At 69.7% G+C, this 16,070-nt stretch carries 17 protein-coding genes; 7 read left to right on the plus strand and 10 right to left on the minus strand.

What is annotated here, in order from left to right; translation table 11 throughout:
• Nucleotides 1-2 precede the first annotated feature (2 nt).
• The 5 genes from atpD to H609_RS0107625 all read left to right on the plus strand — a co-directional run bounded on the left by atpD (nt 3) and on the right by H609_RS0107625 (nt 5,527).
• A complete protein-coding gene (gene atpD, locus H609_RS0107605) occupies nt 3-1,379 on the plus strand; it encodes a F0F1 ATP synthase subunit beta (RefSeq protein ID WP_018867622.1) in 1,377 nt (458 codons plus the stop codon).
• Between the two features lie 13 nt (nt 1,380-1,392).
• Nucleotides 1,393-1,812, plus strand: coding sequence for a F0F1 ATP synthase subunit epsilon (locus H609_RS0107610; RefSeq protein ID WP_018867623.1), 420 nt, complete (start codon nt 1,393-1,395; stop codon nt 1,810-1,812).
• A gap of 79 nt (nt 1,813-1,891) precedes the next feature.
• Nucleotides 1,892-3,274: a bifunctional UDP-N-acetylglucosamine diphosphorylase/glucosamine-1-phosphate N-acetyltransferase GlmU gene (gene glmU, locus H609_RS0107615; RefSeq protein WP_081659433.1), complete on the plus strand. Its 1,383-nt coding sequence runs from the start codon at nt 1,892-1,894 to the stop codon at nt 3,272-3,274.
• Between the two features lie 3 nt (nt 3,275-3,277).
• Nucleotides 3,278-5,128, plus strand: a complete 1,851-nt coding sequence (glmS, locus tag H609_RS0107620; RefSeq protein ID WP_028484684.1) for a glutamine--fructose-6-phosphate transaminase (isomerizing) — start codon at nt 3,278-3,280, stop codon at nt 5,126-5,128.
• A gap of 102 nt (nt 5,129-5,230) precedes the next feature.
• Complete coding sequence (locus H609_RS0107625; RefSeq protein WP_017943077.1) at nt 5,231-5,527, plus strand: hypothetical protein; 297 nt, start codon at nt 5,231-5,233, stop codon at nt 5,525-5,527.
• 311 nt (nt 5,528-5,838) lie between these two features.
• Here the strand turns inward: H609_RS0107625 and dtd are convergent, their stop codons facing one another.
• From dtd to H609_RS0107640, 3 genes are read right to left on the minus strand one after another with little or no spacing between them, the layout of a single operon-like run.
• Nucleotides 5,839-6,285 carry a D-aminoacyl-tRNA deacylase gene (gene dtd, locus H609_RS0107630; protein WP_018876784.1) on the minus strand — a complete coding sequence of 149 codons (447 nt, stop codon included), beginning with the start codon at nt 6,283-6,285 and terminating at the stop codon, nt 5,839-5,841.
• On the minus strand, nt 6,282-7,268 hold the full coding sequence (pip, locus tag H609_RS0107635; RefSeq protein ID WP_028484685.1) for a prolyl aminopeptidase: 987 nt from the start codon (nt 7,266-7,268) through the stop codon (nt 6,282-6,284). Before pip ends, dtd begins: the two co-directional genes overlap by 4 nt.
• A gap of 55 nt (nt 7,269-7,323) precedes the next feature.
• On the minus strand, nt 7,324-7,638 hold the full coding sequence (locus H609_RS0107640) for a hypothetical protein (protein WP_018867628.1): 315 nt from the start codon (nt 7,636-7,638) through the stop codon (nt 7,324-7,326).
• A 239-nt stretch (nt 7,639-7,877) separates the two neighbouring features.
• Between H609_RS0107640 and H609_RS0107645 the strand changes: the two genes are divergently transcribed.
• On the plus strand, nt 7,878-8,681 hold the full coding sequence (locus H609_RS0107645; RefSeq protein WP_018878249.1) for a tRNA 2-thiocytidine(32) synthetase TtcA: 804 nt from the start codon (nt 7,878-7,880) through the stop codon (nt 8,679-8,681).
• Nucleotides 8,656-9,567 carry a lysophospholipid acyltransferase family protein gene (locus H609_RS0107650; RefSeq protein WP_018878250.1) on the plus strand — a complete coding sequence of 304 codons (912 nt, stop codon included), beginning with the start codon at nt 8,656-8,658 and terminating at the stop codon, nt 9,565-9,567. The genes H609_RS0107645 and H609_RS0107650 overlap by 26 nt, the downstream gene beginning before the upstream one ends.
• 15 nt (nt 9,568-9,582) lie before the next feature.
• Here H609_RS0107650 and hslU read toward each other — a convergent pair whose 3' ends face one another.
• The 7 genes from hslU to lysA form a co-directional block, all read right to left on the minus strand.
• Complete coding sequence (hslU, locus tag H609_RS0107655) at nt 9,583-10,917, minus strand: ATP-dependent protease ATPase subunit HslU (RefSeq protein WP_018867631.1); 1,335 nt, start codon at nt 10,915-10,917, stop codon at nt 9,583-9,585.
• Nucleotides 10,918-10,963: 46 nt separating this feature from the next.
• Nucleotides 10,964-11,506 (minus strand): ATP-dependent protease subunit HslV, encoded by a 543-nt coding sequence (gene hslV / locus H609_RS0107660; RefSeq protein WP_018141092.1) that lies wholly within the window; start codon nt 11,504-11,506, stop codon nt 10,964-10,966.
• A gap of 92 nt (nt 11,507-11,598) precedes the next feature.
• On the minus strand, nt 11,599-12,537 hold the full coding sequence (xerC, locus tag H609_RS0107665; protein ID WP_028484686.1) for a tyrosine recombinase XerC: 939 nt from the start codon (nt 12,535-12,537) through the stop codon (nt 11,599-11,601).
• Entirely contained in the window at nt 12,509-13,246 is a 738-nt protein-coding gene (locus H609_RS0107670) for a DUF484 family protein (protein ID WP_018878251.1), read from the minus strand. Before H609_RS0107670 ends, xerC begins: the two co-directional genes overlap by 29 nt.
• Nucleotides 13,243-14,079: a diaminopimelate epimerase gene (gene dapF, locus H609_RS0107675; RefSeq protein WP_028484687.1), complete on the minus strand. Its 837-nt coding sequence runs from the start codon at nt 14,077-14,079 to the stop codon at nt 13,243-13,245. The genes H609_RS0107670 and dapF overlap by 4 nt, the downstream gene beginning before the upstream one ends.
• Entirely contained in the window at nt 14,079-14,753 is a 675-nt protein-coding gene (locus tag H609_RS0107680; RefSeq protein WP_028484688.1) for a trans-aconitate 2-methyltransferase, read from the minus strand. Before H609_RS0107680 ends, dapF begins: the two co-directional genes overlap by 1 nt.
• Entirely contained in the window at nt 14,750-16,054 is a 1,305-nt protein-coding gene (gene lysA, locus H609_RS0107685; RefSeq protein ID WP_028484689.1) for a diaminopimelate decarboxylase, read from the minus strand. Before lysA ends, H609_RS0107680 begins: the two co-directional genes overlap by 4 nt.
• Between the last annotated feature and the right edge of the window lie 16 nt (nt 16,055-16,070).

Here is a 16,070-nt window from a genome sequence, read left to right on the forward strand (position 1 = left end):
AAATGAGTTCTGGAAAGATTGTCGAAATCATCGGCGCCGTCGTGGATGTGGAGTTCCCCCACGGCGAAGTGCCCAAGGTCTACGACGCCCTGACCCTGGAAAACGGCCTGACCCTGGAAGTCCAGCAGCAGCTGGGTGACGGTGTCGTGCGCACGATCGCCATGGGGACCACCGAGGGTGTGAAGCGTCAGACCCCGGTCACCGCGACCGGCAAGCCGATCTCCGTGCCGGTCGGCAAGGGGACCCTGGGCCGCGTGATGGACGTCCTCGGTCGTCCGGTGGACAACGCCGGCGACGTGGAGGCCCAGGAGACCTGGTCGATCCACCGCGCCGCCCCGACCTTCGACGAGCAGGCGGGCTCCACCGAGCTGCTGGAAACCGGCATCAAGGTCATCGATCTGCTGTGCCCCTTCGCGAAGGGCGGTAAGGTCGGCCTGTTCGGCGGCGCCGGCGTGGGCAAGACCGTCAACATGATGGAGCTGATCCGCAACATCGCGATCGAGCACTCCGGTTATTCCGTGTTTGCCGGCGTGGGCGAGCGTACTCGTGAAGGGAACGACTTCTATCACGAGATGAAGGACTCCAACGTCCTCGACAAGGTGGCCCTGGTCTACGGCCAGATGAACGAGCCGCCGGGCAACCGTCTGCGCGTCGCGCTGACCGGTCTGACCATGGCCGAGTTCTTCCGTGACGAAGGCCGCGACGTGCTGATGTTCATCGACAACATCTACCGCTACACCCTGGCCGGGACCGAGGTCTCCGCGCTGCTGGGTCGTATGCCGTCCGCGGTGGGCTACCAGCCGACCCTGGCGGAAGAGATGGGTGTGCTGCAGGAGCGTATCACCTCGACCAAGAAGGGTTCGATCACTTCCATCCAGGCCGTCTACGTGCCGGCGGATGACTTGACCGACCCGTCCCCGGCCACGACCTTTGCGCACCTGGATGCGACGGTCGTGCTGTCGCGCCAGATCGCCGAGCTGGGGATCTACCCGGCGGTGGATCCGCTGGATTCCACCTCGCGCCAGCTGGACCCGCAGATCATTGGCCAGGAGCACTACGACACCGCCCGTGCGGTGCAGGGTACCCTGCAGCGCTACAAGGAGCTGAAGGACATCATCGCGATCCTCGGGATGGACGAGCTGTCGGAAGACGACAAGCTGGTCGTGGCCCGCGCGCGCAAGATCCAGCGCTACCTGTCGCAGCCGTTCTTCGTGGCCGAGGTCTTCACCGGGGCGCCCGGCAAGTACGTGTCCCTGAAGGACACCATCCGTGCGTTCAAGGCGATCGTCGACGGTGAATACGACCACCTGCCGGAGCAGGCCTTCTACATGGTCGGCACCATCGAGGAAGCCGTCGAGAAGGCCGAGAAGCTCGGCTAAGGAGCAAGGCGTTATGCCCATGAATATGCATGTGGATGTGGTCAGTGCGGAGGAGTCCATCTACTCCGGTACGGCCCTGATGATCGCCGCGCCCGCCGAAGGTGGCGAGGTCGGCGTATATGCCGGGCATACCCAGATGCTCGCCCGGCTCAATCCGGGCGAACTGCGCATCCAGGAAAAGGAAGGCGCCGAGCCGCAGCCGGTGTTCGTCTCCGGCGGCATCCTCGAGGTCCAGCCCTACCACGTAACCGTCCTCGCGGACACCGCAGTGCGGGCCAAGGACCTCGACGAGGCCGAGGCCCTGGAGGCCAAGAAGCGCGCGGAGGAGGCCCTGGAGAATTCCAAGGCCGACTTCGACTACGCCAAGGCTCAGGCGGAACTGGTCGAGGCGGCCGCGCGCCTGCAGATGATCCAGAAGCTGCGCCGGAAATAATCCGGCGAATTGCGACGGATGACCTACCCCAAGGGCCAACCATCTCGGTTGGCCCTTTATCATTGCAGCCATGCCTGAAATGACACCCCTCCATCTCGTGGTACTGGCCGCCGGCAAGGGCACGCGCATGCGTTCGCGCAAGCCGAAGGTCCTGCAGCCCCTCGCCGGCCGGCCCCTCCTTGCCCATGTACTCGACCGCTCGGCCGCGCTGGACGCCGCCGCCTGCCACCTCGTGGTGAGCCACCAGCAGGAACGCGTGCGCGCCGCGTTCGCGGAATCGACGCTGCCCCTCGACTGGATCGATCAGGGTGAGCCTCGCGGAACGGGACACGCGGTGTTTCGCGCGCTGGAACATGTCCCCGATGCAGCGCGCGTGCTGGTCACCTACGGCGATGTGCCGCGGATCCCGGTCGCCGACCTCGAGGCCTGCGCGGCGGGCGATGGCGTGACCGTGCTCGCCGCGCGTGTCGCCGATCCCGCGGGCTACGGGCGCCTGATCCTGGCCCCGGACGGCGCCCTCGAGCGAATCGTCGAGGACAAGGAGGCGTCGATCGACGAACGGGCCGTGGATCTGATCAATACCGGGGTCCTGGCCGCGCCGGCGGGCGATCTGCGCCGTTGGCTGGCTGCCTGCGAGCCGGCACCGGGTGGCGCGCGCGAGTGGTACCTGACCGACGTGGTCGCCGCGGCCCGCGCCGACGGATCCGCGGTCAAGGTTGCCGAGAGTCGGGATCCGGCCGCGGTGCTCGGCGTGAACGATCGCGCCCAGCTGGCCGTCCAGGAACGGCTCTACCAGCAGGCGCAGGCCGCCGACATGATGCGCGACGGCCTGGCACTGGCCGATCCCGACCGTGTCGATGTCCGAGGCGTTCTCACCTTCGGGCAGGACTGCACCCTGGACGTGAACGTCGTGATCGAGGGCACGGTCACGCTGGCGGATGATGTCTACATTGGCCCCGGCTGCGTGCTGCGCGACTGCCAGATCGGGTCGGGCACGCAGATCGCGGCGCACAGCATCCTCGAGGGGGTGCGGGTGGACGCGGATGCCCGGATCGGGCCGTTTGCGCGCCTCCGGCCGGGCACGGTTCTCGGCACGGGCGCGCGGGTCGGCAACTTCGTGGAGATGAAGAACGCCACCCTGGGTCCGGGGGCGAAGGCGAATCACCTGACGTATGTCGGTGATGCCCGGGTGGGCGCGGGCGCGAACCTGGGCGCCGGCACCATCACGTGCAATTATGACGGGGCCAACAAGCACCACACCGAGATCGGCGAACGGGCCTTTATCGGCTCGAACACCGCGCTCGTGGCGCCCATCCGCATCGGCGACGATGCCACTGTGGGTGCCGGGTCCACCCTGTCCGACGACGTCGAGCCGGGTGCCCTGGCGCTCACGCGCGCCCGGCCCCGCACCATCCGCGACTGGCCGCGTCCGAAGAAGACCAGCAAGAACAAGGAGAGCTAACCCATGTGCGGTCTGGTGGCAGGCATCGGCGAGCGCAACCTGGTCCCCGTCCTGGTGGAAGGGCTTCACCGCCTGGAGTACCGGGGCTATGACTCCGCCGGCGTGGCGGTGGTGAACGACGGGGCGGTTGCCGACATCCGCGCCATCGGCAAGGTGGCGGCGCTGGAGCAGCGCATCGACGCCGCCGGCCTGCAGGGGCGCGTGGGCATCGCCCACACCCGCTGGGCCACCCACGGCGCCCCGAGCGAGGAAAATGCCCACCCCCATCGTTCGCGGGATGGCCGCGTGGCGATCGTGCACAACGGCATCATCGAGAACCATGCGGACCTGCGCTCGCGACTGGACGCTGCGGGCTGGCCCTGCGTGTCGGCGACCGACAGCGAGGTCATCGCCCACCGGCTGGAACAGGCGCTGGAGGCCGGTGCCACCCCGCGAGAGGCGATGCGCAGCACCTGCGCCGAGCTCCAGGGGGCCTACGCCATCGCCGCGGTGTTCGCGGACTTCCCCGACGAGCTGATCGTCGCCCGCTCCGGGAGCCCGGTGCTGCTCGGCCTGGGGATTGGCGAGAACTTTGCCGCCTCCGACGTGCAGGCCCTGCTCCCGGTGACCCAGCGCTTTGTCGACCTCGAGGACGGCGACATCGCCCGTCTGACGCGCGCCGGCGTCGAGGTCGAGGATGCGCGCGGGGCCCCGGTCGAGCGCGGCATCCGCGAGAGTCGTTGCCAGGTGAACGTCGCGGATCGTGGCGAATACCGGCATTTCATGCTCAAGGAGATCTACGAGCAGCCCCACGCCCTCGAGGAGACGTTGTCCGGTCGCCTCGGCGAAGCGGCCATCCTCGAAAACATCCTCGGCCCGGGCAGTGACGAACGGCTCGCCGACGTCGCCGCCGTCCAGATCGTGGCCTGCGGCACCAGCTATCACGCCGGCATGGTCGCGGCCCACTGGATCGAGGAGCACCTGGGCCTGCCGGCGCGGGTGGAGGTCGCCAGCGAGTACCGCTACCGCCGCCATGTCCTCGCCCCCGGCACGCTGCTTGTGGTGATCTCCCAGTCCGGTGAGACGGCCGACACCCTCGCGGTGCTGCGCCAGTCCCAGGAGGAGCCGTTCCTCGCCCGCCTGGCCATCTGCAATGTCCCCGAGAGCACCATGGCGCGCGCGGCCGACCTGATCCTGATGACGCACGCCGGCCCGGAGATCGGTGTCGCCTCCACCAAGGCCTTCACCACCCAGCTCGCCGCCCTGGGGATCCTGGTCCTGCTGCTGGGTCAGGCCGCGAAGGCCGCCCGGATGCCGGCCAGCGACCGTGCCGCCGCTGTCGCGGCCCTGCGGGGCCTGCCGGATCAGGTCGCGCGGATCCTCGCCCTGGACACCCCCATCGCGCGGATTGCCGAGGACCTGCTGGAACGCCAGCACGCCCTGTTCCTGGGCCGGGGCGCGTATTTCCCGATCGCCCTGGAGGGTGCCCTCAAGCTGAAGGAGATCTCCTACATCCACGCCGAGGCCTATCCCTCGGGCGAGCTGAAACACGGCCCGCTGGCCCTGGTCGATACGGAGATGCCGGTGATCGCGGTCGCCCCGGACGACGCCCAGCTGGAAAAGCTCTCCAGCAACCTGCAGGAGGTTCGGGCGCGGGGCGGGCAGCTGATCGTGATCGGCGAATCCAGCGCCGCACGGGCGCTGGCCCCGGAAGACACCTGGATCGGCCTCCCGCAGAACGAGGCCCTCAGCCCCTGGCTGGCGCCGGTCCTGTTCACCATCCCGCTGCAGTTGCTCGCCTATCACACGGCCGTGCTGAAGGGCACCGACGTGGACCAGCCGCGCAACCTCGCGAAGTCGGTCACCGTCGAATAACGCGCCGCGCCAAACCGCTTGTTCCATCAGGAAACGCTTGTATTCGCGCCCCGGGTCGGCTAGATTCGGGCGCGCTTGAACAATCTGTCACAGGAGTCCCTCATGGATCAGCAAGAGCTCAACAACCGCTGCGTCACCCTGTTCCAGTCCCCGCGCATCCAGACCAAGCTCTGGAACCCGCGCATGTTCTGGGAAGTGGGCCGCAAGCTGAACACCACCCCGGACGAACTGACCCAGCCGAAGGTCGACCTGTGCGAGCTGGAAGTGATGCTCTCCGCTGCCGCCTACGAGCCGTCGCAGTGCGCCGACAACCTGAACCAGCGCGAGGCCGGCCGTGCCGACTTCATCCGCCGCGCGGTCCAGTCCGGCCAGCGTCCGTTCCTGCGCCGCGCGGCCTGAGCCGCGCCCGCAGCGAACCCTGCGCTGTCCCTGGAGACCCGGCCCTGTGCCGGGTTTCTTCGTTTCCGGCCCCGCAAACCATTTTGGTCACCACAGAGCACACACAGGACACGGAGAACGTACGGGAGGGGCTTGGAGCGAATCCCCTCGTCGGGCCGCCGGCGCGGCCACGGCATCCGCAGCACGCGAGCCGGGACCTTCTCTGTGTCCTCTGGGCCCTCTGTGGTGCTATCGCCCTTCTTCGTGCCTTCGTGCACTTCGTGGTGCAACCCGCCCTTGCCCTCTGGTTCCGTCGCCCGTCGCGTCGCGGGTTACTGGCCACGGGCCTCCAGCCAGAAGGTGACCGGCCCGTCGTTGGTCAGGCTCACCTGCATGTCCGCGCCGAAGCGACCACTGGCCACCGGTGCGTGGCGTTCCCCGGCCCGCCGCACCAGATAGTCGAACAGTGCCGCCCCGTGTTCCGGGGTGGCGGATCCCGAGAAGCTCGGGCGCATCCCCTTGCGGGTGTCGGCCGCGAGGGTGAACTGCGGCACCAGCAGCAGCCCGCCCCCGGTCTCGGTCAGGCTCCGGTTCATCCGCCCCTCGGCGTCGGCGAAGACCCGGTAGCCCAGCAACCGGTCCAGCATGCGATCCGCGCCCGCCTCGGTGTCGTTCGGCTCCACCGCGACCAGCGCGAGCAACCCCGGCCCGATAGTCCCGACCGCCTCCCCGTCGATCGCGACCCGGCCCTCGGTGACGCGCTGGATCACCGCGATCACGCGCGCGCTCCCCCGGTCCCGGGCTCCACCTGCCCCGCCAGGTCGGCGGCCAGCCGGTCGGTCGCGGCCAACAGGCGGCGCAGGATCCCGAGCTCGGCGGCCGAATGGCCCGCATCCGGCACGATCTCCAGCTGCGCCTGTGGCCAGGCCCGGTGCAGCGCCACCGCCTGGTTGACCGGACAGACCACGTCATAGCGCCCGTGCACCAGCGTCCCGGGGATCCCCGTCAGCCGCCCGGCGTCGCGCAGCAGCTGGTCCGGCTCGAGGAAGGTGTCGTGTTTGAAATAGTGGCACTCCAGCCGCGCGAGGCTGACCGCGACGTCCGGGTCCTCGAAGTGGGCAATGACATCGGGGTTCGGCACCAGACAGGATGTACGCCCCTCCCAGCCCGACCAGGCCCGGGCCGCGGCCTCGCGCACCGGGCGTTCCGGCAAGGTAAGCCGCCGGTAGTAGGCGCCCACCATGTCGTCGCGCTCGGTCTCGGGGATCTGCGCCTCGTACTCGGCCCAGGCCTCGGGGAACAGACGGTCGGCCCCGGACTGGTAGAACCACTGGATATCCTGCGGCCGGCACAGGAAGATCCCGCGCAGCACCAGACCCAGCACCCGCTCCGGATGCGTCTCGGCATAGGCCAGGCCGAGGGTGGAGCCCCAGGACCCCCCGAATACCACCCAGCGCTCGATCCCCAGGTGTTCGCGCAGGCGTTCGATGTCCGCGACCACGTGCCAGGTGGTGTTCGCCTCCAGACCGGCATGCGGGGTCGAGCGCCCGCAGCCCCGCTGGTCGAACAGCACGATCCGGTAGCGTTCCGGGTCGTAGAAGCGACGGTGCCAGCTCTCGCAGCCCGACCCCGGTCCGCCATGCAGGAATACCACCGGGATCCCGTCGGGATTGCCGCACTCCTCGAAGTAGAGTTCGTGGCCGTCGCCGACCGCCAGGCGGCCCATCCCGTGGGGTTCGATCTCGGGGTACAGTGCGTCCATCAGGGGTCTCCGGCCAAAACCCCGAGTGTCGCCAAAAAGTCCCGCGGGCGAAAGACTACTCCGGGTCGTCGATCACCCGCCCGCGGTAGACCCGGCGTTTGTGGGTGGGCCGGCCCCCTGCGGATGGCGCCGCGTCGGTCCCGGCGGGCGGCTCACGCCGCGGCGCGTGCAGATACCCCGACCCTTCGAGCTGGCTGCGCAGGGTCAGCGCCGCGGCCTGCACCAGGCTCGACTGCGAGCGCGCCGCATAATCCAGAATGGTCTCCATGAAGTCCGGGTCACTGACCGACAGCCGGGCCACTGCGGGGAATTCGGCCCGCATGTTCCGCCGCAGTTCGGCGGCCAGGCTGAGGCTCTTGCGGTCGTGCATGGGGGTCCCCGGTGGACATGGGTGTTCCCGAGCTCATGCAAACCCAATGCCACGGCGGGACCCGCCGCGCAGGCCCAGCGTGCGCCCCGGTTGCCGCGATCCCGCACCCTGGCGGCGCAACGCTTGCCCGACCACGGTGCATGCGCGGCCCGCTGCGCCCCAAAGCCTGGCGTGCTCTCTCCCCGGATTGGCATGCCGGTGCTTGCGTGCCGGGCGGCGGCGGCCTATGTTGCGGCCCCATGGAGACACCCGCCGTTCCCGCCTCGATTCGCCGCCTCGCCGGCCGCGCCATCGCCGACTTCGACATGGTGCGCGAGGGCGATCGCATCCTCGTCGGCCTGTCCGGCGGCAAGGATTCCCTGACCCTGCTGTGGCTGCTGCACAACCTCGCACGCCGGGCCCCGGTGCACTTCGAGGTTGGCGCGGTCACCATCAATCCGGAGATCGAAGGCTTCGAGCCGCAGCGCCTGATGGACTATCTCGCCGCCTACGGCATTCCCTATCACTTCGTGTCCGAGCCGATCGCCGAGCTGGCCGGCGCGCACATGGACAACGACTCGTTCTGTTCCTTCTGCTCGCGCATGAAGCGCGGCCTGATGTATCGCACCGCGCGGGAACACGGCTACAACGTGCTGGCGCTGGGCCAGCATCTGGACGATCTCGCCGAGAGCTTCATGATGAGCGCGTTCCACGGCGGCCAGTTGCGCACCATGAAGGCCCACTACGCGATCGACGCGGGCGACCTGCGGGTGATCCGCCCGCTGGTCTACGTACGCGAGCGCCAGACGCGGGACTTTGCCGAGGCCGCCGGGCTGCCGGTGATCCTCGACAACTGCCCCGCCTGCTTCGCGATGCCCACCCAGCGCGAGCACATGAAACAGCTCCTGGCGCAGGAGGAGGCGCAGCATCCGCGCCTGTTCCGCAACCTGCGCACGACCCTCAAGCCGCTGATGACCGAGGGAGGCATCCCCCCACGCGAGCCGCCATCCGCGACCATCGAACCCGAAGCCCCCGAACATGGCCCGACGTCGGCATCTGCGTGATCGCCTGATCGGGGGTGGCCTGCGCCTGCTCGCGCGCCTCCCGCTGCGGGTCAACCACGCCCTGGGCGGCCTGGTGGGGGCGCTGGTCTGGTACCTGCCGACCCGCTCGGCGCGCATCACCCGAATCAACCTGGCGCTGTGCTTTCCGGACAAGGACCCGGCCTGGCGCCGGCGCGTCGGACGGCGTTCCCTGATGGGCATGGGCCGCGCCCTGACCGAGTCCCCCTGGTTGTGGCAGGCGCGCCCGGAGACGCTGGAGGCGCTGGCGGTCCAGCCACCGCACTACGCGCGCCTGCGCGACCGGCCCGCCGGGCGGGCCCTGTTCCTGTGCGCCCCGCATCTCGGATCCTGGGAGTTCGCCGGTCTGCACGCCGCCCGCCACGGGCCCATGGCCACCCTGTACAGCCCGTTCAAGACGCCGGAGATCGATCGCTGGGTGCGCGAGGCCCGGGCCTCCACCGGCGCCGAGCTGGCCCCGGCCGATCGCAGCGGCCTGCGTATCCTCCAGCAGGCCCGCGATCGCGGCGCGATTATCGGCATTCTGCCGGACCAGAGTCCCAAGGGCGCCTCGGGGCAGCACGCCCCGTTCTTCGGCCGCCCGGCCCTGACCATGACCCTGCTCCCGCGCCTGCTGCGCGGGCGCGGGGATCACGTGGTCTTCCTGTTTGCCGAGCGCCTGCCCGGGGGCCGGGGCTTTCGCTATCACGAGGTCGAGGCCGGGCCGGAGGTGGCCGACCGCGACTTCACCCGCGCAGCCGCGGCGATCAATGCCCATGTGGAGACGCTGGTGCGGCGCCGCCCCGAGCAGTACAACTGGGCCTACAAGCGCTTCCACCCGCCGCCCGAGGGCTGGCCGGATCCCTACCGCCCGGGGGCGCCCGAGTAACGGCGCGGCGCGGCGTCAGAGGATGTAGCGGGACAGGTCCTCGTCCTCGACCAGATCCCCCAGGCGCTGATCGACGAATTCGCGGTCCACGATCACGGCGCCGTCCACGTCCGGGGCGCGGTAGGCGACGTCCTGCAGCAGGCGTTCGAGCACGGTGTGCAGGCGGCGGGCGCCGATGTTCTCGGTGCGCGCGTTCACGTCATGGGCGATCTCGGCCAGGCGGCGCACCCCGTCCGCCTCGAAGCGCAGCTCCACGCCTTCGGTCTTCATCAGCTCGGTGTACTGCTCGGTCAGCGAGGCGGTGGGTTCGGTCAGGATGCGCACGAAGGCGTCCGCCGACAGCGCATCCAGCTCCACCCGAATGGGCAGCCGCCCCTGCAGCTCCGGCACCAGGTCGGAGGGCTTCGACAGGTGGAAGGCGCCGGAGGCAATGAACAGGATGTGGTCGGTGCGCACCATGCCCAGCTTGGTGGACACGGTGGTGCCCTCGATCAGCGGCAGCAGGTCGCGCTGCACGCCCTCGCGCGAGACCTCGCCGCCGCTCGATTTCTCGCTGCCCTTGGCGACCTTGTCGATCTCGTCGAGGAACACGATGCCGCTTTGCTCCACCCGCTCGATGGCGCGCTCCTTCAGGTCTTCCTCGTTGATCAGGCGCGCGGCCTCCTCCTCGATGAGCAGCTTGCGGGCCTCGGCGATCTTGAGCCGCCGCGAGCGGGTCTTCTGACCGCCGAGGTTCTGGAACATCGACTGCAGCTGACTGGCCATCTCCTCCATGCCCGGCGGTGTCATGATCTCCACACCCTGCGGGTTCTGCGAGACCTCGATGTCGATCTCGCGCTCGTCCATGTCGCCTTCGCGCAGGCGCTTGCGCAGCTTCTGTCGGGTCTCGCTGCCGGCGTCTTCCGGCTCGGACTCGGTAAAGCCGGCATTGCGCGGGCGCGGCAGCAGGGCGTCGAGGATGCGTTCCTCGGCGGCGTCCTCGGCCTTGACGCGGTTTTCCTTGATGGCCTCGTCGCGCAGCTGCTTGACCGCGGCCTCGGCCAGGTCGCGGATGATCGATTCGACATCGCGGCCGACATAGCCGACCTCGGTGAACTTGGTCGCCTCGATCTTGATGAACGGCGCGCGGGCCAGCTTGGCCAGGCGCCGGGCGATCTCGGTCTTGCCGACACCGGTCGGGCCGATCATCAGGATGTTCTTCGGTGTGACCTCGGGCTGCAGCTCTGGCGGCAGCTGGCGGCGGCGCCAGCGGTTGCGCAGGGCAATGGCGACGGAGCGCTTGGCCTCGTCCTGGCCGATGATGTAGCGGTCCAGTTCCTGGACGATCTCGCGGGGGGTCATGTCGGTCATGGCAAAAGGGGCCTTGGTCGGATCGGGTCGTCCGGGGCCTGGCGCGTTACTCCGCGTCCAGGCTCTCCAGGGTGATGTTGTGGTTGGTGTATACGCAGATGTCGGCGGCGATGTTCAGGGACTTCTCCACGATCTCGCGCGCCGACAGGTCGGTGTTCTGCAGCAGGGCCTGGGCGGAGGCCTGGGCGTAGGGCCCGCCGGAACCGATCGCGATCAGTGCGTTCTCCGGCTCGATCACGTCGCCGTTCCCCGAGATCACGAACGAGTTCTCGCGGTCGGACACGGCCAGCAGGGCCTCCAGCTTGCGCAGGGCGCGGTCGGTGCGCCAGTCCTTCGCCAGCTCCACCGCAGCCCGGGTGATATTGCCGGAGTGCTTCTCCAGCATGCCCTCGAAGCGCTCGAACAGGGTGAAGGCATCGGCGGTGCCGCCGGCAAAGCCGGCCAGGATGCGGTCGTGATAGACCCGGCGCACCTTGCGCGCGTTGCCCTTCATCACGGTGTTGCCAAGGGATACCTGGCCGTCGCCCCCGAGGGTGACGGCGCCGTCCTTGCGGACGCAAACGATGGTGGTGCCGCGAAACTGTTCCACGGGGTTCTCCTGTCCGGCTGTGTATCGGGGGGCACGGTGTTGGGTCGCGGCGACCCGGGATCGTTCACCCGGCGGGTGCGATCGCGGCCGGATCAATCTCTCCGGCGGGCCCGCGGATGGGCGGCATCATACACCTGTGCCAGATGCTGATAGTCGAGATGGGTATAGATCTGGGTGGTTTCAAGGTTGGCGTGGCCCAGAAGTTCCTGGATGGCCCGCAGGTCGCCGCTGGATTCCAGCAGATGGCTGGCAAACGCATGGCGCAGCCGGTGCGGGTGCAGGCGCACGTCCAGCCCGGCGCGGCGTCCCGCCTCGGCGACGCGGCGCTGCACCGCGCGGTTGCCGATGCGCGGGCCGCGACGGCTGACGAAGACCGCCCGCTCGTCCGGCGCTGCCCAGTCCCCCCGGTGCCGCAACCAGGTGCGCAGGGCCTCGCGCGCCTTGCGCCCCACCGGGACGCTGCGCTCGCGCCGGCCCTTGCCGAGCACCCGCACCAGTCCCGCGTCCAGGTCGAGATCGGTCAGATCCAGCCCGGTCAGTTCCGACAGGCGCAGCCCGGAGGAATACAGCAGCTCCAGCATCGCCTGGTCGCGGGCGGCCAGCGTCGGGTCCGGGCCCTCGGCCGGAGCCAGGGCCTGCTGTGTCTGGTCGACATCGAGATCGCGCGGCAGGGCGCGCCCGGCCCGGGGGCCGCGCATGCCGGACGCCGGGTTGGCGCGCATGCGCCGCTGTTCCACCTGGTAGGCAAAGAAGCCGCGTGCGGCGGACAGGAAGCGCTGAATGGAGCGCGGGTGGTGGCCCTGGCGCGCCAGTTGCCCGGCGATGCGGCGCATGTCGGCCGGCCTGAGCGCCTCCCAGGGGCCGTGATGCAGGCCGCGCAGGCGCGTCAGGTCGCGTCGATAGGCCTTGACGGTATGCGGCGAATGGCCGCGAACGTCGCTCAGGTGGCCCAGAAACGCCGTGATATCCGCATCCTGCGCGGGCGCGCCCCCGGTCGCCGGGTCAGGCCGCGGCGTGGGTCCGCTCGACATGGCAGCGGATCGACTCGGCCAGCAGGTCGCCGATGTGGGTCACGAAATAGGTGCCCATGTCGGGCTGGAAGCGGTCCGCGGATTCGCTCGCCAGGCCGAGCACGCCGATCCGGTCGGCATCATCGCCCAGGGGCATCAGGATCGCGGATCCGATCTCCTCGGCATCGTCGAACAGTACATCCAGCATCTCGGCGGGGACCCGGCCACACTGGGCCTTGCCGCGGCTGAACAGCGGGTCGAAGGTGCCCAGCTCACCCTTGTCCAGCGCATGCAGGTCGTCGACCTTGCGATGCGCCAGGCGGATGCTGACGCGCTCCGCGCCCAGCTCGTTGCGCAGGGCGTCCTGGGTCAGGGCCAGCACGGCGTCCAGGTTCTCGGCGCGCATCAGGGTCTTGGCCAGTTCGTGCAGGTGCTGGCCCATGCGCTCGTTGTCGCGGGCGCGCTCGACCAGCTCGCCCATGTGCTGCTCCATCGCGCGGTGCTTCTCGCGCAGCAGCGCGACCTGGCGCTCCAGCAGCGAGACGGCCCCGCCGGATGGATGGGGGATGCGCAGGATGTCCAGCAGCGGCAGGTGGTCCTGGAAGAAATCCGGGTGCTCGCGCAGGTAGGCCTCGACGTCGGCGGCGCCGATCGGGGCTTGCGGGTTCTTTTTCGGCGAGCGGGTCTTCGCGGTCTCTGCAGCAGAGGCGTTGGAGGATTGCCCAGTCATAGATCGATCCAGCCGTTGAATACCGTGGTGGCCGGCCCGGTCAGCCAAACCGGTGCCTCGGCCTGTCCGTCCCAGCTTAGCACAAGGGTCCCGCCCGGCAGGGCCACCTCGACATCATCGTCGACCAGGTTGCGGCGGCGCAGCACGGCCATCGCGGCGGCCGCGCCACTGCCGCAGGCCAGCGTCTCGCCGACCCCGCGCTCGAATACCCGCAGGTCGACATGGCCGCGGTCGCGCAGCGCGGCGAAGCCGACGTTCACGCGCCGCGGGAAGCTCTCGTGGCGTTCGATGATCGGGCCGATCTCGGCCACCGGGGCGCGCGCGACGTCGTCGACCAGGATCACCGCATGGGGGTTGCCCATGGACACCGCGCCGAGGGTGATCGAGTGGCCCTGTACGTCCAGGGTGTAGGCGTCGGCCTCGGCCTCGGCGACCAGCGGGATGCGCGCCGGCGCGAACTCGGGTCGGCCCATGTCCACGCGCACCCGCTCGTCGTCCTCGACATGCAGCACGATGCGCCCGCCCAGGGTCTCGACCGGGATCTCGCGGGCCTCGGTCAGGCCCTGCTCGCGCACGAAGCGGGCGAAGCAGCGCGCCCCGTTGCCGCACTGCTCCACCTCGGAGCCGTCGGCATTGAAGATGCGGTAGCGGAACAGTGCCTGCGCCGGATCGCTCGGCGCCTCCACCAGCAGCACCTGGTCGCAGCCGATGCCGAAGTGGCGATCCGCGAGATGGCGCAGCGTCGATGCGTCCAGCCGGACCGACTGGCGGATGCCATCGATCACCACGAAATCGTTGCCCAGCCCGTGCATCTTGGTGAATTCGAGACGCATCAGCGGTGCCCCGGCAGGTGACCGAAAATGATCATGTGGCGGTCCGACGTGAAGTGGACGGTAAAACCGTCGAGGCCGGCGGCGGCCAGCTGCGCGCGCACCTCCTCGGGCGTGAAGGCGGCGTGCAGGGAGTGCTGGAAGTCGCGCCGCAGGACGTCCGGGTCATCGGCTGCGTACTGCGCGACCAGGGCCTGGACGGACTCGGTCGAGTCCGGGCGGCGCAGGTCCATCACGAATACCGCTGCCCCCGGTGCCCCGTCGCGGCGGATCGCCTGCCACAGCACCGCGGGGTCGTGCAGGTGATGCAGCAGGGAGTTGCTGATGATCGTGGCATACGGGGCGCGCGGGCCGCGGGCCGCGGGCAGGCAGCCCTCGGCCAGATGAACCCGCCGCGCGGCCGGGTGACCGGCCATCAGGGCGTCGCCGGCGGCCAGCATCGCGGGCGCGCCGTCGAGGCCGTCCACCTCGCAGTCGGGGTAGCGCGCGGCGAAGCGCAGCGAGACGTCACCCGGGCCACAGCCGAGATCCAGCACCGGCCCGGTCACCGGGCCCGGGAAGACCTCGGCGAAGGCATCCACGAAGCCCTCGTGCGGGGCGGCGAAGTCGGCCTCGGCGTAGGCGCGTGCCTGCGCAGGCTCCAGCATCAGCTCCGGTTCGGGCTGGCGCGGGATCACGGGGCCACGCTCCCGGGCGGGTCCGTGTCATCCGGGTCCACGTCTTCAGAATCCTGGGGCAGCATGCTCTCGCGCATCATCAGGTGATCCACCTGCTCGCGGCGGTTGATGATCTGGAAGTGGTCGCCGTCGACCATCACCTCCGGCGGGCGCGGCCGCGAGTTGTAATTGCCGGCCATCACATAGCCGTAGGCCCCGGCAGAGCGCACCGCGAGCAGGTCACCGGCGGCCAGCGCCAGTTCGCGCTCGCGGCCGAGGAAGTCGCCGGTCTCGCAGACCGGGCCGACGATGTCGTAGGTCCGCGTCGCCGTGTCGTCGCGCTGTACCACCGGCACGATCTCCTGCCAGGCGCCGTACAGCGCCGGGCGCAGCAGGTCGTTCATCGCGCCGTCGACGATCGCGAAGTCATGCGCCTCGGTGTGCTTCAGGTATTCCACCCGGGTCAGGAACACGCCGGCGTTCGCCGCGATGGCGCGGCCCGGCTCCAGCAGCACCTTCAGGCTTCGTTCGCCCAGCACCTCGCGCAGGGCGCTGGCCCAGACATCGGGCTCCGGCGGCGTCTCGTCGCGGTAGCGCACGCCCAGGCCACCGCCGACATCGATGTGTTCGAGTTCGATGCCGTCCCCGGCCAGCTGATCCACCAGCGCCAGCACACGCTTGAGGGCATCGGTGAACGGATCAATGCGGGTCAGCTGCGAGCCGATGTGGAAGTCGACGCCGGTGGCCGCCAGGTGCTGGCTGTCACGCACCCGGGCATACAGCGCCGGCGCCTCCTCGATCGCCACACCGAACTTGTTCTCGCGCAGCCCGGTGGCGATGTAGGGGTGGGTCTCGGCATCGACGTCCGGGTTCACCCGGATCGACACCGGGGCCTGAATGCCGAGCTCTGCCGCGACCGTCTCCAGCCGGTCCAGCTCCGGCGCGGACTCGACGTTGAAGCAGTGGATGCCGACCTCCAGCGCGCGGCGCATCTCGGCGGCGGTCTTGCCGACGCCGGAGAACACGACCTTCGCCGGGTCGCCGCCGGCGCGCAGCACGCGTTCCAGTTCGCCGCCGGAGACGATGTCGAAGCCGGCGCCCAGGCGCGCGAGCACGTTCAGCACCCCCAGCGCGGAGTTCGCCTTCACCGCGAAGCAGACCTGGTGCGGGGTCCCGATCAGCGCCTCGCTGAACGCGCGATAGTGGCGCTCCAGCGTGGCACGGGAATACACGTAGGCCGGGGTGCCGACCAGTTCGGCCAGGCCGTCCAGGGCCACACCCTCACAGAACAGCGTGTCGCCGTGGTAGTCGAAATAGTCCATCTAGTGGTCCTTCAGC

It is taken from the genome of Thioalkalivibrio sp. ALE17, assembly GCF_000425605.1.
GTDB lineage: Bacteria > Pseudomonadota > Gammaproteobacteria > Ectothiorhodospirales > Ectothiorhodospiraceae > Thioalkalivibrio.

What these genes read in the sequence shown, in the direction of transcription:
- atpD (WP_018867622.1), top strand. Translation starts at nt 3, where the DNA reads ATGAGTTCTGGAAAGATTGTCGAAATCATCGGCGCCGTCGTGGATGTG.
- dapF (WP_028484687.1), bottom strand. Translation starts at nt 14,079, where the DNA reads ATGCGTCTCGAATTCACCAAGATGCACGGGCTGGGCAACGATTTCGTG.
- H609_RS0107610 (WP_018867623.1), top strand. Translation starts at nt 1,393, where the DNA reads ATGCCCATGAATATGCATGTGGATGTGGTCAGTGCGGAGGAGTCCATC.
- H609_RS0107625 (WP_017943077.1), top strand. Translation starts at nt 5,231, where the DNA reads ATGGATCAGCAAGAGCTCAACAACCGCTGCGTCACCCTGTTCCAGTCC.
- lysA (WP_028484689.1), bottom strand. Translation starts at nt 16,054, where the DNA reads ATGGACTATTTCGACTACCACGGCGACACGCTGTTCTGTGAGGGTGTG.
- glmS (WP_028484684.1), top strand. Translation starts at nt 3,278, where the DNA reads ATGTGCGGTCTGGTGGCAGGCATCGGCGAGCGCAACCTGGTCCCCGTC.
- pip (WP_028484685.1), bottom strand. Translation starts at nt 7,268, where the DNA reads ATGGACGCACTGTACCCCGAGATCGAACCCCACGGGATGGGCCGCCTG.
- H609_RS0107640 (WP_018867628.1), bottom strand. Translation starts at nt 7,638, where the DNA reads ATGCACGACCGCAAGAGCCTCAGCCTGGCCGCCGAACTGCGGCGGAAC.
- H609_RS0107650 (WP_018878250.1), top strand. Translation starts at nt 8,656, where the DNA reads ATGGCCCGACGTCGGCATCTGCGTGATCGCCTGATCGGGGGTGGCCTG.
- H609_RS0107645 (WP_018878249.1), top strand. Translation starts at nt 7,878, where the DNA reads ATGGAGACACCCGCCGTTCCCGCCTCGATTCGCCGCCTCGCCGGCCGC.
- H609_RS0107670 (WP_018878251.1), bottom strand. Translation starts at nt 13,246, where the DNA reads ATGACTGGGCAATCCTCCAACGCCTCTGCTGCAGAGACCGCGAAGACC.
- hslU (WP_018867631.1), bottom strand. Translation starts at nt 10,917, where the DNA reads ATGACCGACATGACCCCCCGCGAGATCGTCCAGGAACTGGACCGCTAC.
- xerC (WP_028484686.1), bottom strand. Translation starts at nt 12,537, where the DNA reads ATGTCGAGCGGACCCACGCCGCGGCCTGACCCGGCGACCGGGGGCGCG.
- glmU (WP_081659433.1), top strand. Translation starts at nt 1,892, where the DNA reads ATGACACCCCTCCATCTCGTGGTACTGGCCGCCGGCAAGGGCACGCGC.